This is a genomic window from Xanthomonas sp. BRIP62411, from assembly GCF_003993525.1.
Lineage (GTDB): Bacteria > Pseudomonadota > Gammaproteobacteria > Xanthomonadales > Xanthomonadaceae > Xanthomonas > Xanthomonas euroxanthea.
In genome coordinates, this window is record NZ_QEZI01000022.1 from 211,961 (window position 1) to 234,285 (window position 22,325).

General features: G+C 65.7%; 19 protein-coding genes and 3 tRNA genes. 17 read left to right on the top strand and 5 right to left on the bottom strand.

The window, feature by feature from the left end:
- Positions 1-8 precede the first annotated feature (8 nt).
- The 15 genes from ftsH (at position 9) to EO139_RS17740 (ending at position 17,144) form a co-directional block, all read left to right on the top strand.
- The gene (ftsH, locus tag EO139_RS17670) at positions 9-1,949 is read left to right on the top strand and encodes an ATP-dependent zinc metalloprotease FtsH (protein ID WP_164739906.1); all 1,941 of its coding nucleotides are present in this window, start codon (positions 9-11) and stop codon (positions 1,947-1,949) included.
- Positions 1,950-2,072: 123 nt separating this feature from the next.
- On the top strand, positions 2,073-2,975 hold the full coding sequence (gene folP / locus EO139_RS17675; protein WP_126971685.1) for a dihydropteroate synthase: 903 nt from the start codon (positions 2,073-2,075) through the stop codon (positions 2,973-2,975).
- Positions 2,975-3,958, top strand: a complete 984-nt coding sequence (gene miaA / locus EO139_RS17680) for a tRNA (adenosine(37)-N6)-dimethylallyltransferase MiaA (RefSeq protein ID WP_126971687.1) — start codon at positions 2,975-2,977, stop codon at positions 3,956-3,958. Before folP ends, miaA begins: the two co-directional genes overlap by 1 nt.
- 77 nt (positions 3,959-4,035) lie before the next feature.
- Positions 4,036-4,314: an RNA chaperone Hfq gene (hfq, locus tag EO139_RS17685; RefSeq protein ID WP_005915027.1), complete on the top strand. Its 279-nt coding sequence runs from the start codon at positions 4,036-4,038 to the stop codon at positions 4,312-4,314.
- 11 nt (positions 4,315-4,325) lie between these two features.
- Positions 4,326-5,645 carry a ribosome rescue GTPase HflX gene (gene hflX, locus EO139_RS17690; RefSeq protein WP_126971689.1) on the top strand — a complete coding sequence of 440 codons (1,320 nt, stop codon included), beginning with the start codon at positions 4,326-4,328 and terminating at the stop codon, positions 5,643-5,645.
- 350 nt (positions 5,646-5,995) lie between these two features.
- Positions 5,996-6,490, top strand: coding sequence for a CinA family protein (locus EO139_RS17695; RefSeq protein WP_164739907.1), 495 nt, complete (start codon positions 5,996-5,998; stop codon positions 6,488-6,490).
- Positions 6,491-6,713: 223 nt separating this feature from the next.
- Entirely contained in the window at positions 6,714-6,911 is a 198-nt protein-coding gene (locus EO139_RS17700) for a hypothetical protein (RefSeq protein ID WP_206515158.1), read from the top strand.
- Positions 6,912-7,281: 370 nt separating this feature from the next.
- Positions 7,282-8,958, top strand: a complete 1,677-nt coding sequence (ubiB, locus tag EO139_RS17705; protein WP_115677095.1) for a 2-polyprenylphenol 6-hydroxylase — start codon at positions 7,282-7,284, stop codon at positions 8,956-8,958.
- 91 nt (positions 8,959-9,049) lie between these two features.
- Positions 9,050-9,694: a transcriptional repressor LexA gene (lexA, locus tag EO139_RS17710; protein ID WP_126971693.1), complete on the top strand. Its 645-nt coding sequence runs from the start codon at positions 9,050-9,052 to the stop codon at positions 9,692-9,694.
- Positions 9,695-9,866: 172 nt separating this feature from the next.
- Positions 9,867-10,901: a recombinase RecA gene (gene recA / locus EO139_RS17715; RefSeq protein ID WP_016904265.1), complete on the top strand. Its 1,035-nt coding sequence runs from the start codon at positions 9,867-9,869 to the stop codon at positions 10,899-10,901.
- A gap of 278 nt (positions 10,902-11,179) precedes the next feature.
- A complete protein-coding gene (gene recX / locus EO139_RS17720) occupies positions 11,180-11,668 on the top strand; it encodes a recombination regulator RecX (RefSeq protein WP_104582899.1) in 489 nt (162 codons plus the stop codon).
- 101 nt (positions 11,669-11,769) lie between these two features.
- Positions 11,770-14,418 carry an alanine--tRNA ligase gene (gene alaS / locus EO139_RS17725; RefSeq protein ID WP_115676777.1) on the top strand — a complete coding sequence of 883 codons (2,649 nt, stop codon included), beginning with the start codon at positions 11,770-11,772 and terminating at the stop codon, positions 14,416-14,418.
- Between the two features lie 138 nt (positions 14,419-14,556).
- On the top strand, positions 14,557-14,769 hold the full coding sequence (gene csrA / locus EO139_RS17730; protein ID WP_003481884.1) for a carbon storage regulator CsrA: 213 nt from the start codon (positions 14,557-14,559) through the stop codon (positions 14,767-14,769).
- Positions 14,770-14,852: 83 nt separating this feature from the next.
- A tRNA-Ser gene (locus tag EO139_RS17735) sits at positions 14,853-14,945 on the top strand.
- A gap of 207 nt (positions 14,946-15,152) precedes the next feature.
- The gene (locus tag EO139_RS17740) at positions 15,153-17,144 is read left to right on the top strand and encodes a PAS domain-containing methyl-accepting chemotaxis protein (protein ID WP_126971695.1); all 1,992 of its coding nucleotides are present in this window, start codon (positions 15,153-15,155) and stop codon (positions 17,142-17,144) included.
- Between the two features lie 197 nt (positions 17,145-17,341).
- On the opposite strand, the gene EO139_RS17745 is transcribed toward EO139_RS17740, so the two are convergent.
- Complete coding sequence (locus tag EO139_RS17745) at positions 17,342-18,043, bottom strand: pirin family protein (protein WP_126971697.1); 702 nt, start codon at positions 18,041-18,043, stop codon at positions 17,342-17,344.
- A gap of 137 nt (positions 18,044-18,180) precedes the next feature.
- Between EO139_RS17745 and EO139_RS17750 the strand changes: the two genes are divergently transcribed.
- Together EO139_RS17750 and EO139_RS17755 are read left to right on the top strand one after the other, a co-directional pair.
- Positions 18,181-19,125 carry a LysR substrate-binding domain-containing protein gene (locus tag EO139_RS17750; RefSeq protein WP_126971699.1) on the top strand — a complete coding sequence of 315 codons (945 nt, stop codon included), beginning with the start codon at positions 18,181-18,183 and terminating at the stop codon, positions 19,123-19,125.
- 44 nt (positions 19,126-19,169) lie between these two features.
- Positions 19,170-20,162, top strand: coding sequence for a DedA family protein/thiosulfate sulfurtransferase GlpE (locus tag EO139_RS17755; RefSeq protein WP_126971701.1), 993 nt, complete (start codon positions 19,170-19,172; stop codon positions 20,160-20,162).
- Positions 20,163-20,308: 146 nt separating this feature from the next.
- Here the strand turns inward: EO139_RS17755 and EO139_RS17760 are convergent.
- The 4 genes from EO139_RS17760 to thiD all read right to left on the bottom strand — a co-directional run bounded on the left by EO139_RS17760 (position 20,309) and on the right by thiD (position 22,297).
- Positions 20,309-20,385 (bottom strand) — tRNA-Arg (locus EO139_RS17760).
- A 107-nt stretch (positions 20,386-20,492) separates the two neighbouring features.
- Positions 20,493-20,569, bottom strand: a tRNA-Arg gene (locus EO139_RS17765).
- 40 nt (positions 20,570-20,609) lie between these two features.
- Positions 20,610-21,491, bottom strand: coding sequence for an alpha/beta fold hydrolase (locus tag EO139_RS17770; RefSeq protein WP_126971703.1), 882 nt, complete (start codon positions 21,489-21,491; stop codon positions 20,610-20,612).
- Positions 21,488-22,297: a bifunctional hydroxymethylpyrimidine kinase/phosphomethylpyrimidine kinase gene (thiD, locus tag EO139_RS17775; protein ID WP_164739908.1), complete on the bottom strand. Its 810-nt coding sequence runs from the start codon at positions 22,295-22,297 to the stop codon at positions 21,488-21,490. The genes EO139_RS17770 and thiD overlap by 4 nt, the downstream gene beginning before the upstream one ends.
- Positions 22,298-22,325: the final 28 nt, after the last annotated feature.

The window sequence follows — 22,325 nt, forward strand, 5'->3', positions numbered from 1 at the left end:
CAATGAGGATGAACGACTTGACCAAGAATCTGCTGTTGTGGGTGGTCGTCGCGGTTGTGCTGATGGTCGTCTTCCAGAGCTTCTCGCCGCGGATGGCGGGCGGTGTCGGCCCCGACGCGATTACCTACACCCAGTTCCTGAAGGAAGTGGATGCCGGGCGGGTCAAATCGGTGGACTACACCGACGAGACCAATCTGGCGGTCAACGCGATCCGCTTCAAGCGCACCGACGGCAGCGAAGCCACCGTATACGGCCCGCGCGATGACAAGCTGGTCGACGTGCTGTACAGCAAGAACATCGAAATGACCCGCCAGAAGCCCTCCACCGGGCCGGGTTTCTGGTCGCTGGTGCTCAACTTCCTGCCGGTCATCCTGATCATCGGCTTCTGGCTGTTCATCATGCGCCAGATGCAGGGCGGTGGTGGCGGTGCCAAGGGTGCGATGAGCTTCGGCAAGTCGCGCGCCAAGCTGCAGGGCGAGGACCAGGTCAAGATCACCTTTGCCGACGTTGCCGGTTGCGACGAGGCCAAGGAAGAAGTCAGCGAGCTGGTCGACTTCCTGCGCGACCCGACCAAGTTCACCAAGCTGGGCGGCAAAATCCCGCGCGGCGTGCTGATGGTCGGCCCGCCGGGTACCGGCAAGACGCTGCTCGCCAAGGCGATTGCCGGCGAGGCCAAGGTGCCGTTCTTCAGCATCTCTGGTTCCGACTTCGTCGAGATGTTCGTGGGCGTTGGCGCCAGCCGCGTGCGCGACATGTTCGAGCAGGCCAAGAAACATGCGCCCTGCATTATCTTCATCGACGAAATCGATGCCGTTGGCCGTCATCGCGGCGCTGGTCTGGGCGGTGGACACGACGAGCGCGAGCAGACCTTGAATCAGTTGCTGGTCGAGATGGACGGTTTCGAGGGTGGCGAGGGCGTGATCGTGATCGCTGCGACCAACCGCCCCGACGTGCTGGATCCGGCGCTGCTGCGTCCGGGCCGTTTCGATCGCCAGGTCGTGGTCGGCCTGCCGGACGTCAAGGGGCGCGAGCAGATCCTGCGTGTGCACATGCGCAAGCTGCCGTTGGCCGACGACGTGGTGCCGATGGTCATCGCACGCGGTACGCCGGGCTTCTCGGGTGCCGACCTGGCCAACCTGTGTAACGAGGCGGCGTTGTTTGCCGCGCGCGGCAGCGAGAAGGAAGTCCGCATGGACCACTTCGACCGTGCCCGCGACAAGATCCTGATGGGTGCCGAGCGCCGCTCGATGGCCATGAGCGAAGACGAAAAGACGCTCACCGCCTACCACGAGGCAGGTCACGCCATCGTCGGCCGTCTGGTGCCCGAGCATGACCCGGTCTACAAGGTCACGATCATTCCGCGCGGTCGCGCCCTGGGCGTGACGATGTATTTGCCGGAAGGTGATCGTTATTCGATGAACCGCGTGGCGATCGAGTCGCAGCTGTGCTCGCTGTACGGCGGCCGCGTGGCCGAGGAGCTGATCTTCGGCGGTGACAAGGTCACCACCGGTGCGTCCAACGACATCGAGCGTGCGACCAAGATGGCGCGCAACATGGTCACCAAGTGGGGCCTGTCCGACGAGCTGGGCCCGGTGGCCTACGGTGAGGAGGAAGACGAGGTGTTCCTGGGTCGTTCGGTGACCCAGCACAAGAACGTTTCCGACGAGACCGCGCGCATGATCGACGAAGTGGTGCGCTCGATCCTGGACAAGGCCTACAGCAAGACCAAGGCCATCCTCACCGAGAACCTGGACAAGCTGCACGCGATGTCGCAGCTGCTGTTGCAGTACGAGACCATCGACGTGCCGCAGATCGACGCCATCATGGAAGGCCGCGAGCCGCCGCCGCCAGCGGGCTGGGGCAGGTCCGACAAGGACGGCGGCAACAACAACGACAAGGGCAGCCCGCGTCCGTTGGCGCCGATTGCCGGGCCAGCCGAGCAGCTGTAACGCCCGCATCGGTCAGCTGCAGAAGCATTCATCAAGGCCGGGAAGCGATTCCCGGCCTTGATGCGTTATACGGCCACATCGCCGACCACGCCCTACCGCAACCCCTCCAAGGAGACACCCCCGATGTTCGACACCGCCCTCAAGCTGGATTGCGCCGGTCGCGAACTGCGACTGGACGCGCCGCAGGTGATGGGGATCGTCAACGTCACCCCGGATTCGTTTTCCGATGGCGGCCAGCACGCCAGTTGCGAGGCTGCCATCGCGCATGGCCTGCGCCTGGTCGAGCAGGGCGCTGCGCTGCTGGATATCGGCGGCGAATCCACCCGTCCGGGCGCAACCCCGGTATCGCTGGACGAAGAGCTGCAGCGCGTGATCCCGGTGATCCAGGCATTGGCGCAGCACACCGGCGTGCCGATCAGTGTGGATACCTTCAAGCCGGAGGTGATGCGCGCAGCGGTCGCGGCCGGCGCCGGCATGATCAACGACGTGCACGCGCTGCGTTCGCCCGGCGCATTGGATGCCGCGGCCGAACTGCGGGTGCCGGTGGTGTTGATGCATGCACGCAGCGCACCCCATGCGATGCAGGACGCGCCGCATTACGACGACGTGGTGGCCGAGGTGCATCGCTTCCTGGCCGAACGCATCTTCGCGGCGGAAATGGCCGGTATCGACAAGCGCCGGTTGATCCTCGACCCGGGGTTCGGCTTCGACAAGACCACTACGCACAATCTCACCGTGCTGGCGCAGTTGCAGCGCCTGCAGGAGTTCGGCCTGCCGATCCTGGCCGGGCTGTCGCGCAAGCGCAGCATCGGTGAACTGACCGGGCGGCAGGTCGCCGCAGAACGCGTGTACGGCTCGGTCGCCGCGCACCTGATCGCCGCCCAGCATGGTGCGATGGTGCTGCGCGTGCACGATGTGGCTGCTACCGTGGATGCCTTGAAGGTGTGGAGCGCGATGGCGGCGATCCCGCTGCCACGCGTGAGCGCGCCTGCGGCACCGGGCATTCGCTGGCCGGACGAGGACTGATGCCGGCCGACCGACGCCCGCTGGCAATTGCATTGATGGGGCCGACCGCCAGCGGCAAGACCGCGCTGGCACTGGAGGCAGCGCAGCGCTGGAACGGCGAGATCGTCAGTGTCGATTCGGCGCTGGTGTATCGCGGCCTGGACGTCGGCGCGGCCAAGCCGGATGCCGCGATGCGCGCGGCGGTGCCACACCATCTGATCGACCTGCGCGATCCCTGGCAGATCTATTCGGCGGCGGAATTCGCCAGCGATGCGCGGCAGGCGATCGGGCAGATCGTGGCGCGCGGCAAGCTGCCGATTCTGGCCGGCGGCACCGGGCTCTACTTCCGCGCCGTGCTGGAAGGGCTGTCGCAGTTGCCCGAGGCCGATCCGGCGGTACGCTCGGCCATCGCAGCCGAAGCCGAACAGCTCGGTTGGGCCAGGCTGCATGCGCAGCTGGCGGACGTGGACCCGATCGCCGCTGCCCGCATCCATACCACCGATCCGCAGCGGATCCAGCGCGCCCTGGAGGTCTATCGCATCAGCGGCAAGCCGATCAGTTACTGGCAGGCGCTGCCGCCGGGGCCACGTCTGCCGGTGCGGGTGCTGAAGGTCGTACTGGCACCGCGCGAGCGCGCAGTGCTGCATGCGCGCATCGAACGACGCCTGGACATGATGCTGGCACAGGATTTCCTGGCCGAAGTGGAACGTCTCCGAGCACTGCCGCAACTGCGCGCGGTCGCCGCGCCGCTGGATCTGCCAGCGGTGCGCGCGGTGGGGTATCGCCAGGCCTGGGAGTATCTGGATGGGGCCGGTAGCCTGGCTGAGTTCCGCGACAGGGCGGTGCAGGCCACCCGCCAACTGGCCAAGCGGCAACTCACCTGGCTGCGTGGCGAGCTCGACGCACGCTGGTTCGACCCGGACACTGACCGGCATCGACTGGAACGCGCACTTGTCGGCTTCCTCGGTCAACGTCCCGATGTACCGCAGGCTTCAGGCGTGTAACATCCCGTTTCCGGGACCGGCTGGGGATGGCAGGTGTCGACCGGGACTATAAGAACAATAATGACGAGGAGTTTTCGATGGCTAAGGGGCAATCTTTACAGGATCCATTCCTCAACGCGCTGCGGCGCGAGCGGGTGCCGGTCTCTGTATATCTGGTCAACGGCATCAAGCTGCAGGGCACGATCGAGTCGTTCGACCAGTTCGTGGTCCTGCTGCGCAATACCGTGAGTCAGATGGTCTACAAGCACGCCATCTCCACGGTCGTGCCGGCGCGCAACGTGCGCGTGGGACCGGGTGGTGGGTATGTGCAATCCAATGAAGGCAACCAGGCGGAAGATGACGACGTCGAGCAGTAATGGAGTAGTGCGTGTTTGATCGCTCACGCAAGGGTGAACACGCGTTGTTGATTCAGACCCACTCAGGTGGGCCTGCCGAAGAGGATGTGCTGGAGGAGTTCGCCGACCTTGCCAGGTCGGCGGGCGCCACGGTGGCGGCCACGCTCACCGCGCGCATCGACAAACCGAACCCGTCGACCTTGATCGGCAGCGGCAAGCTGGAAGAGATCAAGGCCGCCGCCGAGGCTACCGGCGCGGATCTGGTGTTGGTCAACCACACCTTGTCGCCCGGCCAGGAGCGCAATCTGGAGCGCTACCTGGAGCGGCGCGTGATCGACCGCACCGGCCTGATCCTGGACATCTTCGCGCAACGGGCACGCAGCCACGAAGGCAAGCTGCAGGTGGAGCTGGCGCAGTTGCGGCATATGGCGACCCGGCTGGTGCGCGGCTGGACCCACCTGGAGCGTCAGCGCGGCGGTTCGATCGGTCTGCGCGGGCCTGGCGAAACCCAGCTGGAAACCGACCGCCGCCTGCTGCAGAAGCGGGTGGAGCAGTTGCAGCAGCGGCTGGAAAAGGTCGAGGTGCAGCGCACCCAGATGCGGCGTGCGCGCATGCGCAGCGAACTGCCGCGGATTGCGTTGGTTGGCTACACCAATGCCGGCAAATCCACGTTGTTCAATGCCTTGACCGGTGCGGAGGCCTACGTGGCCGACCAGTTGTTCGCCACGCTCGATCCCACCGTGCGTCGCATTGCGCTGCCGGGCGGCAGTGCGATCCTGGCCGATACGGTCGGCTTCTTGCGCGATCTGCCGCATCAACTGGTCGCTGCGTTCCGTTCGACCTTGTCCGAAGCGCGCGACGCCGATCTGTTGTTGCATATCGTCGATGCGGCCGACCCGCTGCGCGAGGAACGCATCCAGCAGGTCGATGAGGTGTTGCATGCGGTGGGCGCGGGCGATTTGCCGCAGCTGCTGGTGTTCAACAAGATCGACAAGATCGAAGGCGCGCAGGTGCGTCACGATGCGCAGGACGGCATTCCCGACCAGGCGCGGCGTGAGCGCGTGTGGGTCTCTGCGCGTGATGGGCGCGGGCTGCCGGAACTGCAGCACGCCCTGGGGCAGCGACTGGATCTGCGCCATGTGACCGGGCAACTGCGGTTGCCACCGTCGGCAGGCCGCCTGCGCTCCAAGTTGCATCAACTGGAAGTGGTGCGCGGCGAGCAGTCCGACGAGGACGGCTGGTTGCTGGATGTGGACCTGCCGATGGTCGAGGCCGAGCGCCTGGCTGCCGGCGACGACGGTGCACCACTGCGCGCGATGCTGCCGGATCGTCGCGAAGACTGGGAGTCGTGATCGGCGCTGCACGGTCGGCGTGGCCGGCCGTGCAGCGTGACGCTGGCACGGCAGGCCGATGGCGTCGGAGCAGTGGGGTCGGACGGTGCGGTGATCGCGCCACGCCGGTCTTGGCGCTTTGGCAGATGGCGGCCAACACAGGTCTGACGCAGTCGCCAGGGCAGGACAATGCAGCCCATCGCAGCCGACAGCCTGACGATCCGCTCGCCATCGCAGCCGATGCCTGCTGCGATGGCTGCACACTGCCACTGAACCTGGGCCACGTCGTCGCTGGTGCCGAATGGACGCCGGCGCAGACAGGGGCGGCAAATTGGGCTAAAACGTCGGCTGCTCCTTCATTCGCCGTGCCCATGTCCATGTCCGCCGATTCCGAACTGCAGCAGCTGGCCGAACACCTCGGGCAACAGCTGCTTGCCGTGCGCGAGCGCCTGGTCACTGCCGAGAGCTGTACCGGCGGCTGGATCGCCAAGGCGGTCACCGATGTGGCGGGGTCTTCGCACTGGTTCGATTGCGGCATGGCCGCTTACAGCTACGAGGCCAAGCAGGCCTTGCTGGGAGTGCGCCCCCACACGCTGGAAGTGCATGGTGCGGTCAGCCGCGAAACGGTGATCGAAATGGTCTCGGGCGCGCTGGTCAATTCCGGTGCGAGCATTGCGGTGGCGGTGACCGGCATCGCCGGGCCGGGGGGCGGCAGTGAGGACAAGCCGGTCGGCACGGTATGGATCGGCTGGAAGCGGCGCGGCGGCTATGCCACTGCGCAGTTGTTCCACTTCGCTGGCGATCGCGATGCAGTGCGTCGCCAGACTGTGGTTGCCGCGTTGCGGGGCTTGAGCGCGCTGCTCTAGGCCACGCCGCAGCAGCCACGCGCACGTACCTGCTGCGCGGGGTGTGGCTCTGGCCGCGGCGGTTCTCTTCGACAGCGGGCGGTTGCGCATGTGATGCATGGTGGCAACGCAGCCTTGGCTGCGCCGGGTTCGCTGCGCGCCCCGATCTGCATCCGCAGAAGGTGCAACCGGGCTGCACGGTGCTCGATGCGTGGCTGGGCATCGGCGCCGACGACGAGCGCTGGTGCTGGTGCTGGTGCTGGAAGCGTGGGTAGAAGATATCGACAACGCAACCTGTCGCCAGATCGTCATCGATGCGCCGCTACAGGCGGGGGCGTGGAATGCATTTCTGGGCACCCCTCGCACTTACGCGGGGCTGAGCTTGCGGTTGCGGCATCAGGCCCTGGTGCGGCCTTGCCAAGGCACCAGGATGCCTGCGTGAGCGCAACCTCGGCTAAGCCCGTAGCTGTCCATGGCGCGACAGGCACGTGCAGATCGGCTACAAACAAGGTCTCGCCTTCAACCTGCGTGCCGATGCTTCCGCTTTCTGCTCATGTGCTGTCGTTGTCCGCGTCGCATCCATCTGCTGGCGGTGTCCTGGCATTGCTGGATGACCGGTGCGCAGCCCTTTGGCGCCCGACGCGTGAGGCAGCCGGTGATTGCGCTGTCCTGTGCGCGAGCGATCGCGCAGCGATGGGTGTTGCGCGTGGCGGTGCGTGGTCAACCTTGGTTTCGAACGACGAGAAGCGGCCGGCGATGCAGCGTGGTGCGATGCCGCCTGTTGCCGCAGCGCAGTCGCAGGCGGTGTGCTGATGTGGGAGGCACTCGGCACCGTTCGTGATCTCGGGCGGCTGCAGGAAATCGCCGCGGTGCTGATCCGTTACGGATTCGGCGACGTGGTGCGGCGTATCGGCCTGGCCGACGTGCTCGAGCGTGCCGGCAAGCTGCTGCACTGGCACAACGCCGAGGGGCGCCTGCGCCTGTCCGCGGCGATGCGGGTGCGGCGCGCGCTCGAGGAACTCGGGCCGACCTTCGTCAAGCTGGGGCAGGTGCTTGCCACGCGCGTGGACCTGCTGCCGCCGGAGTGGATCGAAGAGCTGAGCGAGCTGCAGAACGCAGTGCCCGCGCTGCCGTTCGAACAGATCCGCCCGCAACTGGTCGCGGCCCTGGGCGCGGAGCCGGAAAGCGTGTTCGCACGCCTGGACGAACAGCCTTTGGCTGCGGCATCGCTGGCGCAGACGCATCGCGCCTGGCTGGCCGATGGCACACCGGTGGTATTGAAGATCCGCCGCCCCGGCATTGGCGATGTCATCGATGCGGATCTGCGCCTGCTGGCACGCCTGGCGGAAATCGTGGAAACGCGCGCGCCCGATCTCAAGCGTTATCGCCCCGCCGAAGTGGTGCAGCAATTCACCGTCTCCTTGCGACGCGAGCTGGATTTTGCTGCCGAGTGTCGCAATGCCGAGCGCATCGCGGCTAACTTCGTCAACGACCCCGGGGTGGTGGTGCCGTCGGTCTACTGGCAGTGGACCTGCGAATCACTCAACGTGCAGGAATTCATCGACGGCATTCCCGGGCGGGACATGCGCGCTGTGGACGCGGCTGGACTGGACCGCAAGGCCCTGGCGCGCACCGGCGCCGGGATCGTGCTGAAGATGGTGCTGCAGGATGGCTGCTTCCACGCCGACCCGCATCCGGGCAACATCTTTTACCTGCGCGACGGGCGCATCGCCGTCATCGATTTCGGCATGGTCGGACGTGTTTCCGAGCAACGTCGTTTCCAGGTCGCGCAACTGCTGCATGGCATGGTCAGCTACGACGCCGAAGCGGTCATCGACGTGTTGCTGGAATGGGCCGGCACCAGTCTGGAGATCGATGAATCGCGGCTGCAGCAGGACATCGGCGCCTTTGTCGACGAGTACCGCGGCGTGCCGCTCAAAGAGCTGCGCATCGGCGCGATGCTGGGCGATGTCACCTCGATCCTGCGCGATCACGGGCTGACCCTGCCATCGGATCTGGCGCTGATGATCAAGGCGTTTCTCACCCTCGAGGGCATGGGCCGCCAGCTCGATCCGGATTTCGACATGGCCACCGAGGCGCGCCCCTATCTCGAACGCGTGGTGCTGCAGCGTTATGCGCCCAGCGCGATGCTGCGGCGCAGCCGTCGCACCGTGACCGGCGCGATCGATCTGATCGGCGACCTGCCACGCGATCTCAAACGGCTGCTGCAGGCCGCACGGCGCGGGAAGTTGCAACTGCAGGTGGAAACGCGGGCATTGCGCGAATTCGGCGAACAGGTCGATCGCGCGGCCAACCGGCTCACCATGGGCATCGTGACGGCCGCGCTGGTGATCGGCTCGTCGATCGTCATGAACAGTGTCGGTGGCAGTGCCAGCCGTTGGCTGCTTGCGTTGGGGGTCGGCGGCTTCATCGGCGCAGCCATCTGCGGTGTCTGGATCCTGTTTTCCATCTGGCGAAGTCGGCGCTAGACGCGGCGCCTGTACTGCCCGATTGCCGGCCTGCGTGTGAGGCACGACGCGGCGCTTGCGCAGGCGTCAGTTAGTAGTAATACTACTAACCATGGACCTGACCGATACCCAGCAAGCAATCCTGGCCTTGATCGCCGAGCGCATCGATGCCGATGGCGTACCGCCCTCGCAGACCGAGATCGCGCGCGCCTTCGGCTTCAAGGGTGTGCGCGCCGCGCAATACCATCTGGAGGCATTGGAGCAGGCCGGTGCGATCCGGCGCGTCCCCGGGCAGGCCCGCGGCATCCGCCTGGCCGGGCAGGGCGCCGCGTCACGCACCTCGCCTGCCGCAAACGAGCCGATGCGCGACGATGTGCTGCGCCTGCCGGTGCTGGGACGTGTGGCGGCAGGTCTGCCGATCGGTGCGGATATCGGCTCGGACGACTTCGTGGTGCTGGACCGGGTGTTCTTCTCGCCGTCGCCGGACTACCTGCTCAAGGTGCAGGGCGATTCGATGCGCGACGAGGGTATCTTCAACGGCGACCTGATCGGGGTGCACCGCACCCGTGATGCGCGCTCGGGGCAGATCGTGGTGGCGCGCATCGATGAGGAGATCACGGTCAAATTGTTGAAGATCGGCAAGGACCGCATCCGCTTGCTGCCGCGTAACCCGGACTACGCGCCGATCGAAGTATTGCCGGATCAGGATTTCGCGATCGAGGGCCTGTACTGCGGGCTGTTGAGGCCGAATCGTTGAGCACTGCGCCGATGGCTGCACTGGCGTTATCCCGAGCCGCTACCACAGGATTTCCCGCTGCCATCGCCATGGCCACCTTTCTAATCTGAGTGTGTCGCAGCCAGTCTCAGCCTGTGCGATACACCGCCGTTACATTAGCCCTACACCGAAATCACTGACAAGGATCACCCAGATGGATGAGAACAAGAAGCGCGCCCTTTCCGCCGCACTAAGCCAGATCGAAAAGCAATTCGGCAAGGGCTCGGTGATGCGCATGGGCGACCGTGTGATCGAGGCCGTCGAAGTCATTCCGACCGGCTCGCTGATGCTGGACATCGCACTGGGGATCGGCGGCCTGCCCAAGGGCCGTGTGGTCGAAATCTACGGTCCGGAATCGTCGGGCAAGACCACCCTGACCCTGCAGGCGATTGCCGAATGCCAGAAGAAGGGCGGCACCGCAGCCTTCATCGACGCCGAGCACGCGTTGGACCCGATCTATGCCGCCAAGCTGGGCGTCAACGTCGACGACCTGCTGCTGTCGCAGCCGGATACCGGCGAGCAGGCGCTGGAAATCGCCGACATGCTGGTGCGCTCCGGTTCGGTGGACATCGTGGTGGTCGATTCGGTCGCCGCGCTGACCCCCAAGGCCGAAATCGAAGGCGAGATGGGCGACCAGCTTCCGGGTCTGCAGGCACGCCTGATGAGCCAGGCGCTGCGCAAGCTGACCGGCAACATCAAGCGTTCCAACACCTTGGTGGTCTTCATCAACCAGTTGCGCCACAAGATCGGCGTGATGATGCCGGGCCAGAGCCCGGAAGTGACCACCGGCGGTAACGCGCTGAAGTTCTACGCTTCGGTCCGTCTGGATATCCGTCGTATCGGCGCGATCAAGAAGGGCGACGAGATCATCGGCAACCAGACCAAGATCAAGGTGGTCAAGAACAAGCTGGCGCCTCCGTTCAAGCAGGTCGTGACCGAAATCCTCTACGGCGAAGGCATCAGCCGCGAAGGTGAGCTGATCGACATGGGCGTGGAAGCCAAGCTGGTCGAGAAAGCCGGCGCCTGGTACAGCTATGGCGAAGAACGCATCGGGCAGGGCAAGGACAACGCACGCGGCTATCTTCGCGACAACCCGCAGGTTGCGGTGCGGCTGGAAGCCGAGCTGCGCGAGAAGTTCCAGCCGGCCGAAGCGCCGCGCGAAGCCGGTGACGACGTCGAGAAGGAATGACAGCAGCCCGTCAGAGCGAGCTGAGCCGTGATCAGGTCGGTGTCGGCGGCAAGCGCGAACCAGGATGTCCGAGTGGGCCATCCCTGGTTCCGCCCGCCCGCCGGCCGCGCCCGGCTGATGGCAGAACGGCCGAACTGATGGCTGCGGCAAGTTTTCTATCGCGGGGACGGCGGAGTCAGTGCCGTCGCTTCCCGCGGTAGATCTATCGAAGGCCAGGAGGGCAGGCGCCACGGATGGCGCGTTGATGCTGTTTGAGTTTCGTACTCGGGACACCCACGATGGACGAGCAACCGCCCGCGCCAAAGCGGGGACGCCGGTTCAAGGAACAGACGCCGGTCCAACGCGCACTGGGATTGCTGGTGCGGCGCGAGCATTCGCGCAAGGAATTGAACCGCAAGCTGCTGGCGCGCGGGATCGAGCCGGACGCCGCACAGGCGGCCGTAGAGCGCCTGGCGGATGAAGGATGGCAGGACGACACCCGTTTTGCGGCTTCGGTCGTGCGCAATCGCGCAGGCTCGGGCTACGGCCCGCTGCATATCCGTGCCGAGCTCGGAACCCATGGACTGGACAGCGATGCCATCAGTGCCGCAATGGCGACATTCGAGGGCGACTGGACCGAAAACGCGCGCGATCTGATCCGCCGTCGCTTTGGCGACCAGGGCCCCACCGATCTGCCGCAGCGGCGCAAGGCCGCCGATCTGCTGGCCCGGCGTGGTTTTGATGGCAACAGCATTCGTAGTGCCACGCGCTTCGACCTTGAGGACTGAGGGCGTCAGGCCTGCTACCCTTCGTGGTTTCAGGTTGTTCCGCTCATCTGCGCCCACATCTCATTGGGTGACCGGGACTGCCGCCCGCCCAATGCCAGCACATGAACGCACCCGCCAAATTCAGCACTTCCCAGATCCGCAGTGACTTCCTCGCGTTTTTCGAGGGGAAAGGCCACACCATCGTGCCATCCGCGCCACTGGTGCCAGGCAACGACCCGACCTTGCTGTTCACCAACTCCGGCATGGTCCAGTTCAAGGACGTCTTCCTCGGCGCGGAGAAGCGCAGCTACGTGCGCGCAGCCGACGTGCAGCGCTGCCTGCGTGCCGGCGGCAAGCACAACGATCTGGATTCGGTAGGCTACACCGCGCGGCATCACACCTTCTTCGAGATGCTGGGCAACTGGTCGTTCGGCGATTACTTCAAGAAGGACGCCATCAGCTGGGCCTGGGAGCTGCTGACCCAGGTCTGGAAGCTGCCGGCCGACCGGCTGCTGGTCACCGTCTACCATACCGACGAAGAAGCCTTCGCCTTGTGGCGCGACATGATCGGCATTCCCGAAAGTCGCATCGTGCGCATCGGCGACAACAAGGGTGCGCCGTATGCGTCGGACAACTTCTGGCAAATGGCCGATACCGGCCCATGCGGCCCGTGCACCGAGATCTTCTTCGACCACGGCGACCACATCGCCGGTGGTCCGCCCGGTTCGCCGGACGAGGATGGCGATCGCTTCATCGAGATCTGGAACCTGGTCTTCATGCAGTTCGACCGCCAGCCCGACGGCACCCTGGTGCCGTTGCCGGCGCCGTGCGTGGACACCGGCATGGGCCTGGAGCGGCTGGCTGCGATCCTGCAGCACGTGCACACCAACTACGAGATCGATCTGTTCCAGGCCTTGATCGGCAAGGCCAGTGCGCTGACCGGGGTCGCCGATCTGGAGAACAAGTCGCTGCGGGTGATCGCCGATCACATCCGCGCCTGTTCGTTCCTGATCGTCGATGGTGTGCTGCCGTCCAACGAGGGCCGTGGTTATGTGCTGCGCCGGATCATCCGGCGTGCGCTGCGGCATGGCTGGATGCTGGGCGTGCGCCAGCCGTTCTTCAGCAAGATGGTGCCGACCCTGGTCGAGCTGATGGGCGAGGCCTATCCCGAACTGGTGGTCGCACGGGAGACCGTTACGCGGGCGCTGCTGGCCGAAGAGGAGCGCTTTGCCGAGACGCTGGACGCCGGCATGAAGATCTTCGACGAGGTCGCCGCGCGCTCGCAGGAAGTGATTCCCGGCGCCGATGCGTTTCGCCTTTTCGACACCTATGGATTTCCGGTCGATCTGACCTCCGACATTGCACGCGAGCGTGGCTTGCGCGTGGACATGGAGGGCTTCGAGTTCGCCATGGAGCGTCAGCGCGAGACCGCGCGCGCTGCCGGCAAGTTCGGCGGTGGCGTCGCATTGCCGGCCGATCTGGTCGCCACCATGTCGCCGACGGTGTTTCTCGGCTATGAAGCCTATGACGCCGATGCGCTCAAGGTCGTTGCATTGCTCAAGCAGGGCCGCCCGGTCGAGCGCGCGCAAGCCGGCGACGAGGTCATCGTGTTCACCGACCGCACGCCGTTCTACGCCGAATCCGGTGGCCAGGTCGGCGATAGCGGCCAGCTGAGCGGTGGCGATGTCTCCATCGAGATCGTCGACACCCAGAAATTTGCCGGCCAGTTCCATGGCCATGTGGGGCGCATCACCGAGGGTACGCTGGCAGTGGGCGATGTGCTGGCGGGCGGCATCGACGTGCAGCGTCGTGGCAAGACCATCCTCAACCACTCGGCCACGCATCTGCTGCATGCGGCCCTGCGCGAGGTGCTGGGCACGCATGTGCAGCAGAAGGGCTCGCTGGTTGCGCCGGACCGCTTGCGCTTCGACTTCTCGCACTTCCAGCCGATCACGCCCGAAGAGCTTGCTGTGATCGAACGCAAGGTCAACGCAGAGGTGCGCACCAACCACAGCGTCGAAGTGCACAACATGGCGATGCAGGAAGCGCTGGATTTCGGCGCGATGGCCTTGTTCGGCGAAAAGTACGGCGAGAACGTGCGCGTGCTGAAGATGGGCGGCTATTCCACCGAACTCTGCGGTGGCACGCATGTGACCCGTACCGGCGATATCGGCCTGTTCAAGATCACCTCCGAAGGCGGTGTGTCCTCGGGCGTGCGTCGCATCGAAGCGGTGACCGGGCAGGGCGCGTTGGATCATGTCGCCGATGAAGAGCGACGTCTGTTCGAGGCGGCCAGCCTGCTCGGCGGCAACGCTACCGAGGTGGTCGACAAGGTGCGCGCGCTCACCGAGCGTCAGAAGCGGCTTGAGCGTGAGCTGGAGTCGCTCAAGGCCAAGCTGGCCTCCGGTGCCACTGCGGACCTGGGTTCCAGTGCCGTCGACGTGGCAGGCGTCAAGGTGGTCGCCGTGCGTCTGGAGGGCTTCGACGCCAAGGCGCTGCGCGATGCGATGGATCGTCTCAAGCAGCAGCTGGGCGATTCGGTCATCGTGTTGGCAGGTGCCGCCGGTGGCAAGGTTGCGCTCGTGGCCGGTGTGAATGGCAGCCCAACTGGCAAGGTGAAGGCGGGGGAACTCCTCGGCCATATCGCCAGTCAGATCGGGGGCAAGGGCGGCGGTCGTCCGGATCTCGCCCAGGGTGGTGGCGAGGATGGTCCCGCCCTTGCGACCGCGCTCGATGGCGTGCCCTCCTGGGTCAAGCAACACTTGGGCTGAACACTTTTGCTGGTATGCCTTGCTGGTTGGCAGGGTGTCCCGCTACCATTTCCGGTCTATTCCCTTTACCTAGGGCGGGCCTTATCAATCGGCCGCCGATGCTGGTGGGAAGCCCACCGGTTCCAGGAGATTTGCAAAATGTTGATCCTCACTCGCCGGGTAGGCGAAACCTTGATGATCGGCGACTCGGTCACTGTGACCGTACTCGGCGTCAAGGGTAATCAGGTGCGCATCGGCATCACCGCACCGAAAGATGTTGCTGTACACCGCGAAGAAATCTATCAGCGGATCCAGCGTGGGGATGAGCCGGTCGCTTCCGGTGCGCATCACGGCGACGATTCTTCGAATTGATCGTCATAAAGGGTTTACGTTAGCCCCTCTTACCCGGTATTCTTCGCGGCCTGCAACGGACACCGCGGCAGGACGCAAAAACTGGAGCGATGCCCGAGCGGCTGAAGGGGCTCCCCTGCTAAGGGAGTATAGGGTCAAAAGCTCTATCGAGGGTTCGAATCCCTCTCGCTCCGCCAGTGTTTTGAACGCCCGCAAATCCATGATTTGCGGGCGTTTTCATTTGTGTCGACGTGGTGGCGACGATTGCAGGCAGGCGCCGGCGCAACGCCGGCAGCCGCACCGGCGGCAGCGTCTGAATTGCCACAAACGTGCCGTAGGCAGCGATTCAAGTAACCCGGGCATGGGTCGCTAAGGCTGTGACACCTCTTTCGGATCTCAACCCGATGCGCCTACCGCCGCTACTTGGACGCCTATTTTCTTCCCGGAGCCGTGGGCTGCAGCACAAGGCCGATGCCGTGGACCGGGTGATGGCGGTGATCGAGTTCGATCTGGATGGCCGCATCCTGCATGTGAACCAGAATTTCCTGTCACTGATGGGCTACCGGCTGGACGAAGTCGTCGGTCAGCATCACCGCATGTTCGTGACCCCTGCCGACCGCGACAGTGAAAGCTACCGGCAGTTCTGGCAGGCGCTGCGCCGCGGCGACTTCAACGCCGGGCGGTTCTGTCGCCTGGACAAGCATGGGCGCGAGGTATGGATCAACGCCTCCTACAACCCGTTGCTGGATCGTGCGGGCAAGGCCTATCGGGTGGTCAAGTACGCCACCGACATCACTGCGCAGGTGCGCCAGACCGCCGATTTCGAAGGCCGCATCGATGCGATCGACAAGGTCATGGCGGTCATCGAGTTTTCGCTGGACGGCACGGTGCTCGATGCCAACGAGAATTTCCTTGCGGCCATGGGCTACCGGCTCGATGAGATCCGCGGCAAGCATCACGGCATGTTCGTGGACGCGCAAACGCGTCAGTCGGCGGCCTATCGCGCGTTCTGGGACAAGCTTGGGCGCGGCGCGTTCGACGCGGGCCGCTACAAGCGCATCGGCAAAGACGGTCGGGAGGTGTGGATCCAGGCGTCCTACAATCCCGTCCTTGACGAGCACGGGCGGCCGTACAAGGTGGTCAAGTACGCCACCGATGTGACCCGTCAGGTGATCGATTCGGCCGATGCCGATGGCCGCATCCAGGCCATCGACAAGGTCATGGGCGTGATCGAGTTCGATCTGCAAGGGCGTGTGCTGACCGCCAACGACAACTTCCTGGCCATTTTGGGGTACTCCGCCGAGGAGGCCGTCGGCCAGCATCACCGCATCTTCGTCGACGCAAGCTACGGCGCCTCCGAAGACTACCGGCATTTCTGGACAAAGCTGGCGCGTGGCCAGTTCGATGCGGGCCGCTACCGTCGGCTGCACAAGGATGGCAGTTCGGTATGGATCCAGGCGTCCTACAACCCGATCCTGGACGTGTCCGGGCGGCCGTACAAGGTGGTCAAGTACGCCACCGATGTCACCGACCAGGTGCGCTCTGCCGAGCGCATGGGGCAGTTGATGCAGCAGACACTGAGCATCGCGCAGAACGTGCAGCGCGAGGCACACCATATTTCGGTCAGCAATCAGGAGCTGGTGAGCCGCTCGTCCACGCAGTCGGCAGCGGTGGCGCAGACCTCGACCACCATCGACCAACTGGCAGAGACCGTCCGCACCAATTCCGACAGCGCCAATTCGGCCCAGCGCATGGCCGAAGCATCGGCCGATGTTGCGCGACGCGGCGCCACCGTCATCGCCGACATGGTCAAGACCACGGCCGGCATCCGCTCGGCGACCGATCGTATCGGCCAGATCATCGAGGTGATCGACGGCATTGCGTTCCAGACCAATATCCTGGCCTTGAATGCCGCCGTGGAAGCGGCACGTGCTGGCGAGCAGGGCCGTGGATTTGCCGTGGTGGCGACCGAGGTGCGTAGCCTGGCGCAGCGCTGCAGCGTCTCGGCGAAGGAGATTCGTGGCTTGATCGACAATGCGACTGACCAGGTGGGCGACGGTTCGCGCCTGGCCGAGCAGGCCGGTGTGGTGATGCAGGACATGGTCGGCTCGGTGCTGCGCGTCACCGCGACCGTGGAGCAGATTGCCGCTGCCAGCCAGGAGCAGGCGCGGGACATTTCCACCGCCAATACCGCGCTGCAATCGATCGGTGTGCAGGCGCGCGACCAGGCGCAGATGGTCGACGACCTGGCGCGCTCGGCGCGTGTGCTGGAAGCCGATGCCGATGCGCTGTTTGCCTTGGTCAATGGCGATGGCGACGGTGATCGCGACACCGGGGCGGCGGCTGTGCGCAGCGAGGCCCCGATCAAGCCGCTCGCCAAGCCGCAGGCTGCGTGATCCCGCGCAGGGATGTGCTGATGCGCGGCCGCGTCGATGCATGGCGTCATGCATGGCAGCGGCATCGCCGGTGCCTTGCAGGCTGATCGTCTGAGCACAAAAAAGCCCGCCGGAAGCGGGCTTTGTGCTGTCGGCCAGTCTCCAGCGCGCAGCGTGCCGCATTGTCTGCAGCACGCTGCATGCCGGGCTGGCGCCGTTTACTGCGGCAGGTCGAACACCAGCACTTCCGCATCGCGTGCATCGGCCAGCACGATCTCCGGCTCGCCGGTGATCTGCAGCGCGTCGCCGGCCGACAGTGCCTGGCCATTGACGCTCAGGCTGCCGCGCGCCACCTGCACGTAGCCGATGCGGCCATCGGCCAGCGGCTGTTGCAGGTGCACCTGGCCATCGAGGATGGAGGCATACAGGCGTGCATCCTGGTGCAGGCGCAGCGAGCCGTGCTCGCCACCGGGCGAGGCGATCAGGCGCAGCTGGTTGCGCTTGCTGTCGGCATCGAAATGCTTCTCCTCGTAGCTGGGCTCGATGCCGTTGCGTTCGGGCATCACCCAGATCTGCAGGAAGTGCACCGGCTCGCTGGCCGAGTGGTTGAACTCGCTGTGGGTGACGCCGCTGCCGGCGCTCATGCGCTGCACGTCGCCGTAGTGCAGCACCGAGCCGGTGCCCATGCTGTCCTTGTGCTCCAGTGCGCCACCCAGGACGTAGGAGATGATCTCCATGTCGCGGTGGGCATGGGTGCCGAAGCCTTCGCCCGGGGTCACCTTGTCCTCGTTGATCACCCGTAGCGGGCCGATGCCCATGTGGCGCGGGTCGTGGTAACTGGCGAAGGAGAACGTATGGCGCGAGGACAGCCAGCCATGTTCGGCGCGGCCACGGGTTTCGCTCTTGCGGACAGTCAACATGCTGCTTCTCCTTGAAAGGTTCGAGTGTCGCCGGGAAGGGGAAATCGGTGTCCCAGCGGCTTGATGCGTAGTCTGGGCCTGCGCATCGGCAACGAAAAGCGAGTAGATTTGGTAGCTACCATCGAAAAAATCGAACAATGAACATCAGCCTGGAAGCGCTGCAGATCCTGGACGCGATCGACCGCCGCGGTTCGTTCACGGCGGCGGCCAAGGTGATGTTCAAGGTGCCGTCGACGATTTCCTACACGGTCTCCAAGCTGGAGGACGACCTGGGCGTGCAGTTGTTCGAGCGGGTTGGACCGAAGGCCACGCCCACGCAGGCGGGGCGTGAGCTGCTGCGCGAAGGGCGGCAGCTGCTGCGCGCCGCGCAGGAGCTGGAGGTGCGGGTACGGCGGGTGGCGTCGGGCTGGGAGTCGGACTTTGCGATCGGGCTGGACGCGATCTTGCCGGTCGCCTTGCTGCAGGCGCAGATCCTGGACTTCTACACGGTGGCCGACAGCACGCGCCTGCGCGTGGTGAGCGAATCCTTGTCCGGCAGTTGGGAGGCGCTGCTGGATCGGCGCGTGGACCTGATCGTCGCGGCGGGCGAGGGCCCGAGTGGTGGTGGCTACGTCGCCGAGGCGATCGGGACGCTGCGCTTTGTGTTCGCGGTGGCCTCCACGCATCCACTGGCCGGCGCCGGCACGCTGGGCGCGGCCGAACTGGCCGAACATCGTGCGATCGCGGTGGCCGATTCGGCACGGCGTCTGCTGCCACGCACGGTCGGCCTGCTGTCCGCGCGTGATGTGCTCACCGTGCCGGACATGCAGACCAAGCTGCAGCTGCAGCTGGCCGGCGCTGGCTACGGCTTTCTGCCCGAGCCATATGCGCGCGGCGCGCTGCAGGATGGCCTGCTGTGCGAGCTGCAGGTGGAAACCCGCAAACCCGACGAAACGTTCTACCTGGCCTGGCGGCCGGGCGAGGAGGGCGAGGCGCTGGGCTGGTGGCGGCGCGCATTGCGCAGCGATGGGCTGTTCGATGGCTGGTTGCAGTCGCTTGCCGAAACGTATCGTTCCGTCGCCGCCGGGCAGTCGCGCGCGTGAAGAAGGGCTGATAATGGGCCCTCGCCGTCGCGCAGGGGCGCCGCATGCAGGGCTTGATCGAACAGTACGGATTGGCGCTGGTCTATGCCAACGTGCTGGCGTTGTCGCTGGGCCTGCCGGTGCCGGCGCTGCCGACCCTGGTGCTGGTCGGGGCCGGCTACGCGCTGCAGGGCGGGGAGGATGCCTGGCTGGCCGGACTGACGGCCTTGGCGGTGTCGGTGCTGGCAAGCCTGCTCGGCGACCTGGCCTGGTATCTAGCCGGCCGCCGTTTCGGCAATCGCACCTTGCAGTCGCTGTGCCGGCTGTCGCTGTCGCGCGATACCTGCATGAAAAAGACCGAGCGGTTCTTCTCGCGCTGGGGTGTGCGGGTGTTGGCGGTAGCCAAGTTCGTGCCCGGTCTGTCGATGGTCTCGGTGCCGATGGCCGGTGCGATGCGGGTGCGCCCGGCGGCGTTCCTGCGCTACGACGCCCTGGGTGCGTCGCTGTGGGCATTGGTCGGCCTGGGCCTGGGCGCGCTGTTCGCGCAGCAGGTGCAGGACGTGCTGGCGCTGCTGTCCGACCTGGGGTCCGGTGCGATCGTCGTCGTGGCCGTGTCGCTGGCCTGCTACGTCGGCTGGCGCTGGTGGCGCCGGCATGCCCTGCTGCGTTCGCTGGAGCATGCGCGGATCGCCGTGGAGGAGCTGGTGCCGCTGCTCGATGGCGACGAAGCGCTGCGGCCGACGGTGCTGGATATCCGGGCGCCGGGCCATCGCGATCTGCAGCCGTACACGATTCCCGGCGCGGTGTTTGCCGACGAGCGTCAGCTGGCGCAGATCCTTGCCAGCGTGCCGCGCGATCGCAGCGTGGTGATCTATTGCGCGTGCCCGGACGAGGTGTCGGCGGCGTGGTTGGCCGCTCGGATGCGCGAGCGCGGATATCGCGACGTGCGGCCGCTGCTGGGTGGGCTGGATGCCTGGCGCGACGCCGGGCATCCGGTGACCTCGCTGCTGCCGGTCGTGGTGGTGGCCGGGGCCGATGCGCTGGATGCGATGGCCTGATCGCCGTGATGCGGTGACATGCCGCGCGCATGCCGGCCTGTCGCGCGTCTTGCTTGGTGTTGGCTGCGTCGTAACGGCGCAGCCACGATTCGTCCTCGAACGGCAGGCAAAAAAAAGACCAGCAAGCTGGTCGTTTTCTTCAAGATTGGTGCGCCCGGAGAGATTCGAACTCCCGACCGCCTGGTTCGTAGCCAGGTACTCTATCCAACTGAGCTACGGGCGCATTATCTTGTTTTGACTTGCGTTTCGACTTGCAGATCCATCGCAGTGCGATAAGACCTTTTAACTAAAAAGACAGCGTTTGAAGGCTGTCTCTCGTTGTTCTGAAGATGGTGCGCCCGGAGAGATTCGAACTCCCGACCGCCTGGTTCGTAGCCAGGTACTCTATCCAACTGAGCTACGGGCGCGTCGTCAGGAGCGGAATTATGCGGATGCCTGGAGTGCTCGTCAATCCCTTTGTGAAAGTCGATCGTCGCTGCCCGCATCGCCAAGCTGCCGCCGCAGCGCAGCGGCAACGGCAGCAGGCGTCTTCATCCACGCAAAATGATCGCTACGCGTGCCCAGTTGCGCATCGTCCAGGGCGATGCGCTCGGCAGGTGCCTGCGGCATTTTCTGCAGCAAGGCCTGCAAGGCGCCGGGCGGGCCGAAGCGGTCGCGTGCGAAGGTCACTGCGCTGATCGGCATGCGCAGTTGGCCCAGCGCCTGTTCGAGATTCCATGACGTGCCGGCCGCACGATAACGATTGCTGCGACCGACCTGCGCCCAATCGGCGATCAGGCTGCGCGCCTCGGTTCCGCCGAAACCGAGCGTTCGTCCATGCAGCACGCTCTGGGTACGTGCCAGCCATGGCAGCAGTCGGAAGATCAGCGGCAGGCCGTAGCGCATCGGCACCGGGAAATTGCGCCAGTACGGCGAGCCGCTGGCGACCAGCCACAGCTGCGCAATCCGTGCAGGCTGCAACGCGGCATGGCAGCAGGCCAGTTGGCCGCCGAGGCTGTGGCCGCCGAGCACGCAGGGCAGCTGCGGGTCATGCAGGTCGAGCAGCGCCCGGCTGGCGGGAATATCGTCGGCAAGCAGCGTGCGATAGCCCCAGTCGTGCTGGCGCGAGGGGCGCAGGGTGCTGCTGCCATTGCCGCGCCATTCGTGCAGGTACACCGCAATGCCGGTGCCGGCCAGTGCATGCGCGAACGGCTGGTAGTGTCGCGCGGCGACCCCGAGTGCCGGCAGCCACAGCAGGCTGGCGATCGGCCGCGCCGGGGCGTGGCGCAGCACCTGCCAGGCATGTCCATCCACGGCGGTGACGGTGAGCGTGCTGGCGTGCACGCTCATGGGCTGGGCGCGGCACCGAAATGGTCCAGGACCAGCACCTCGCCGTGACCGGGGCTGTGGCCGAGGCGGATGGCGCGCGCGACGTAGTCGATGGCCGCTTCGCAGGCATTGAGCAGGGACAGGCCCTGGCACACCTGCGCGGCAATGGCCGCCGACAGGCTGCAGCCGGTGCCGTGCGCATCGACCTGCAGGCGCGGATGCATGAACACGTCCTGGGTGACGCCGTCATCGAAGCGGTCGATCACGCGCGTGCCCTCGTGCAGGTGACCGCCCTTGAGCAGCACCGCGTTGGCGCCGAGGTCGAGCAGGGCGGCGGTGGCGTGCTCGGCGGCATCGGCATCGTCGATGCGGCGGCCGGTCAGCAGTTCGGCTTCGGGCGTATTCGGTGTGATCAGCGTGGCCAGCGGCAGCAGGCGCGTGCGCAGGGCCTCCAGCGCGGCGTCTTCGAGCAGGCGGGCGCCACTGGTGGACACCATCACCGGGTCGAGCACCACGAACGGCGGGCGATGGCTTTCAAGCAGATCGGCCACGCAATGGATGACCTCGGCGTTGGCGAGCATGCCGAGCTTGACCGCCTGGATCTGGAAGTCGGCAAAGCAGGCATCGATCTGCGCCTGCAAGAACGTGATCGGCGGGACATGCACGGCAGTGACGGCGCGGGTGTTCTGCGCGGTCAACGCAGCGATCGCCGACAAGCCGTGCACGCGGTGCGCGGCAAAGGTCTTGAGGTCGGCCTGGATGCCGGCACCACCGCCGGAATCGGAGCCGGCGATGGTCAGGGCGGACAGCGTGCTGGACGTGGTCATGAGGGGATTCTGCACTGCCGCCTGGCGG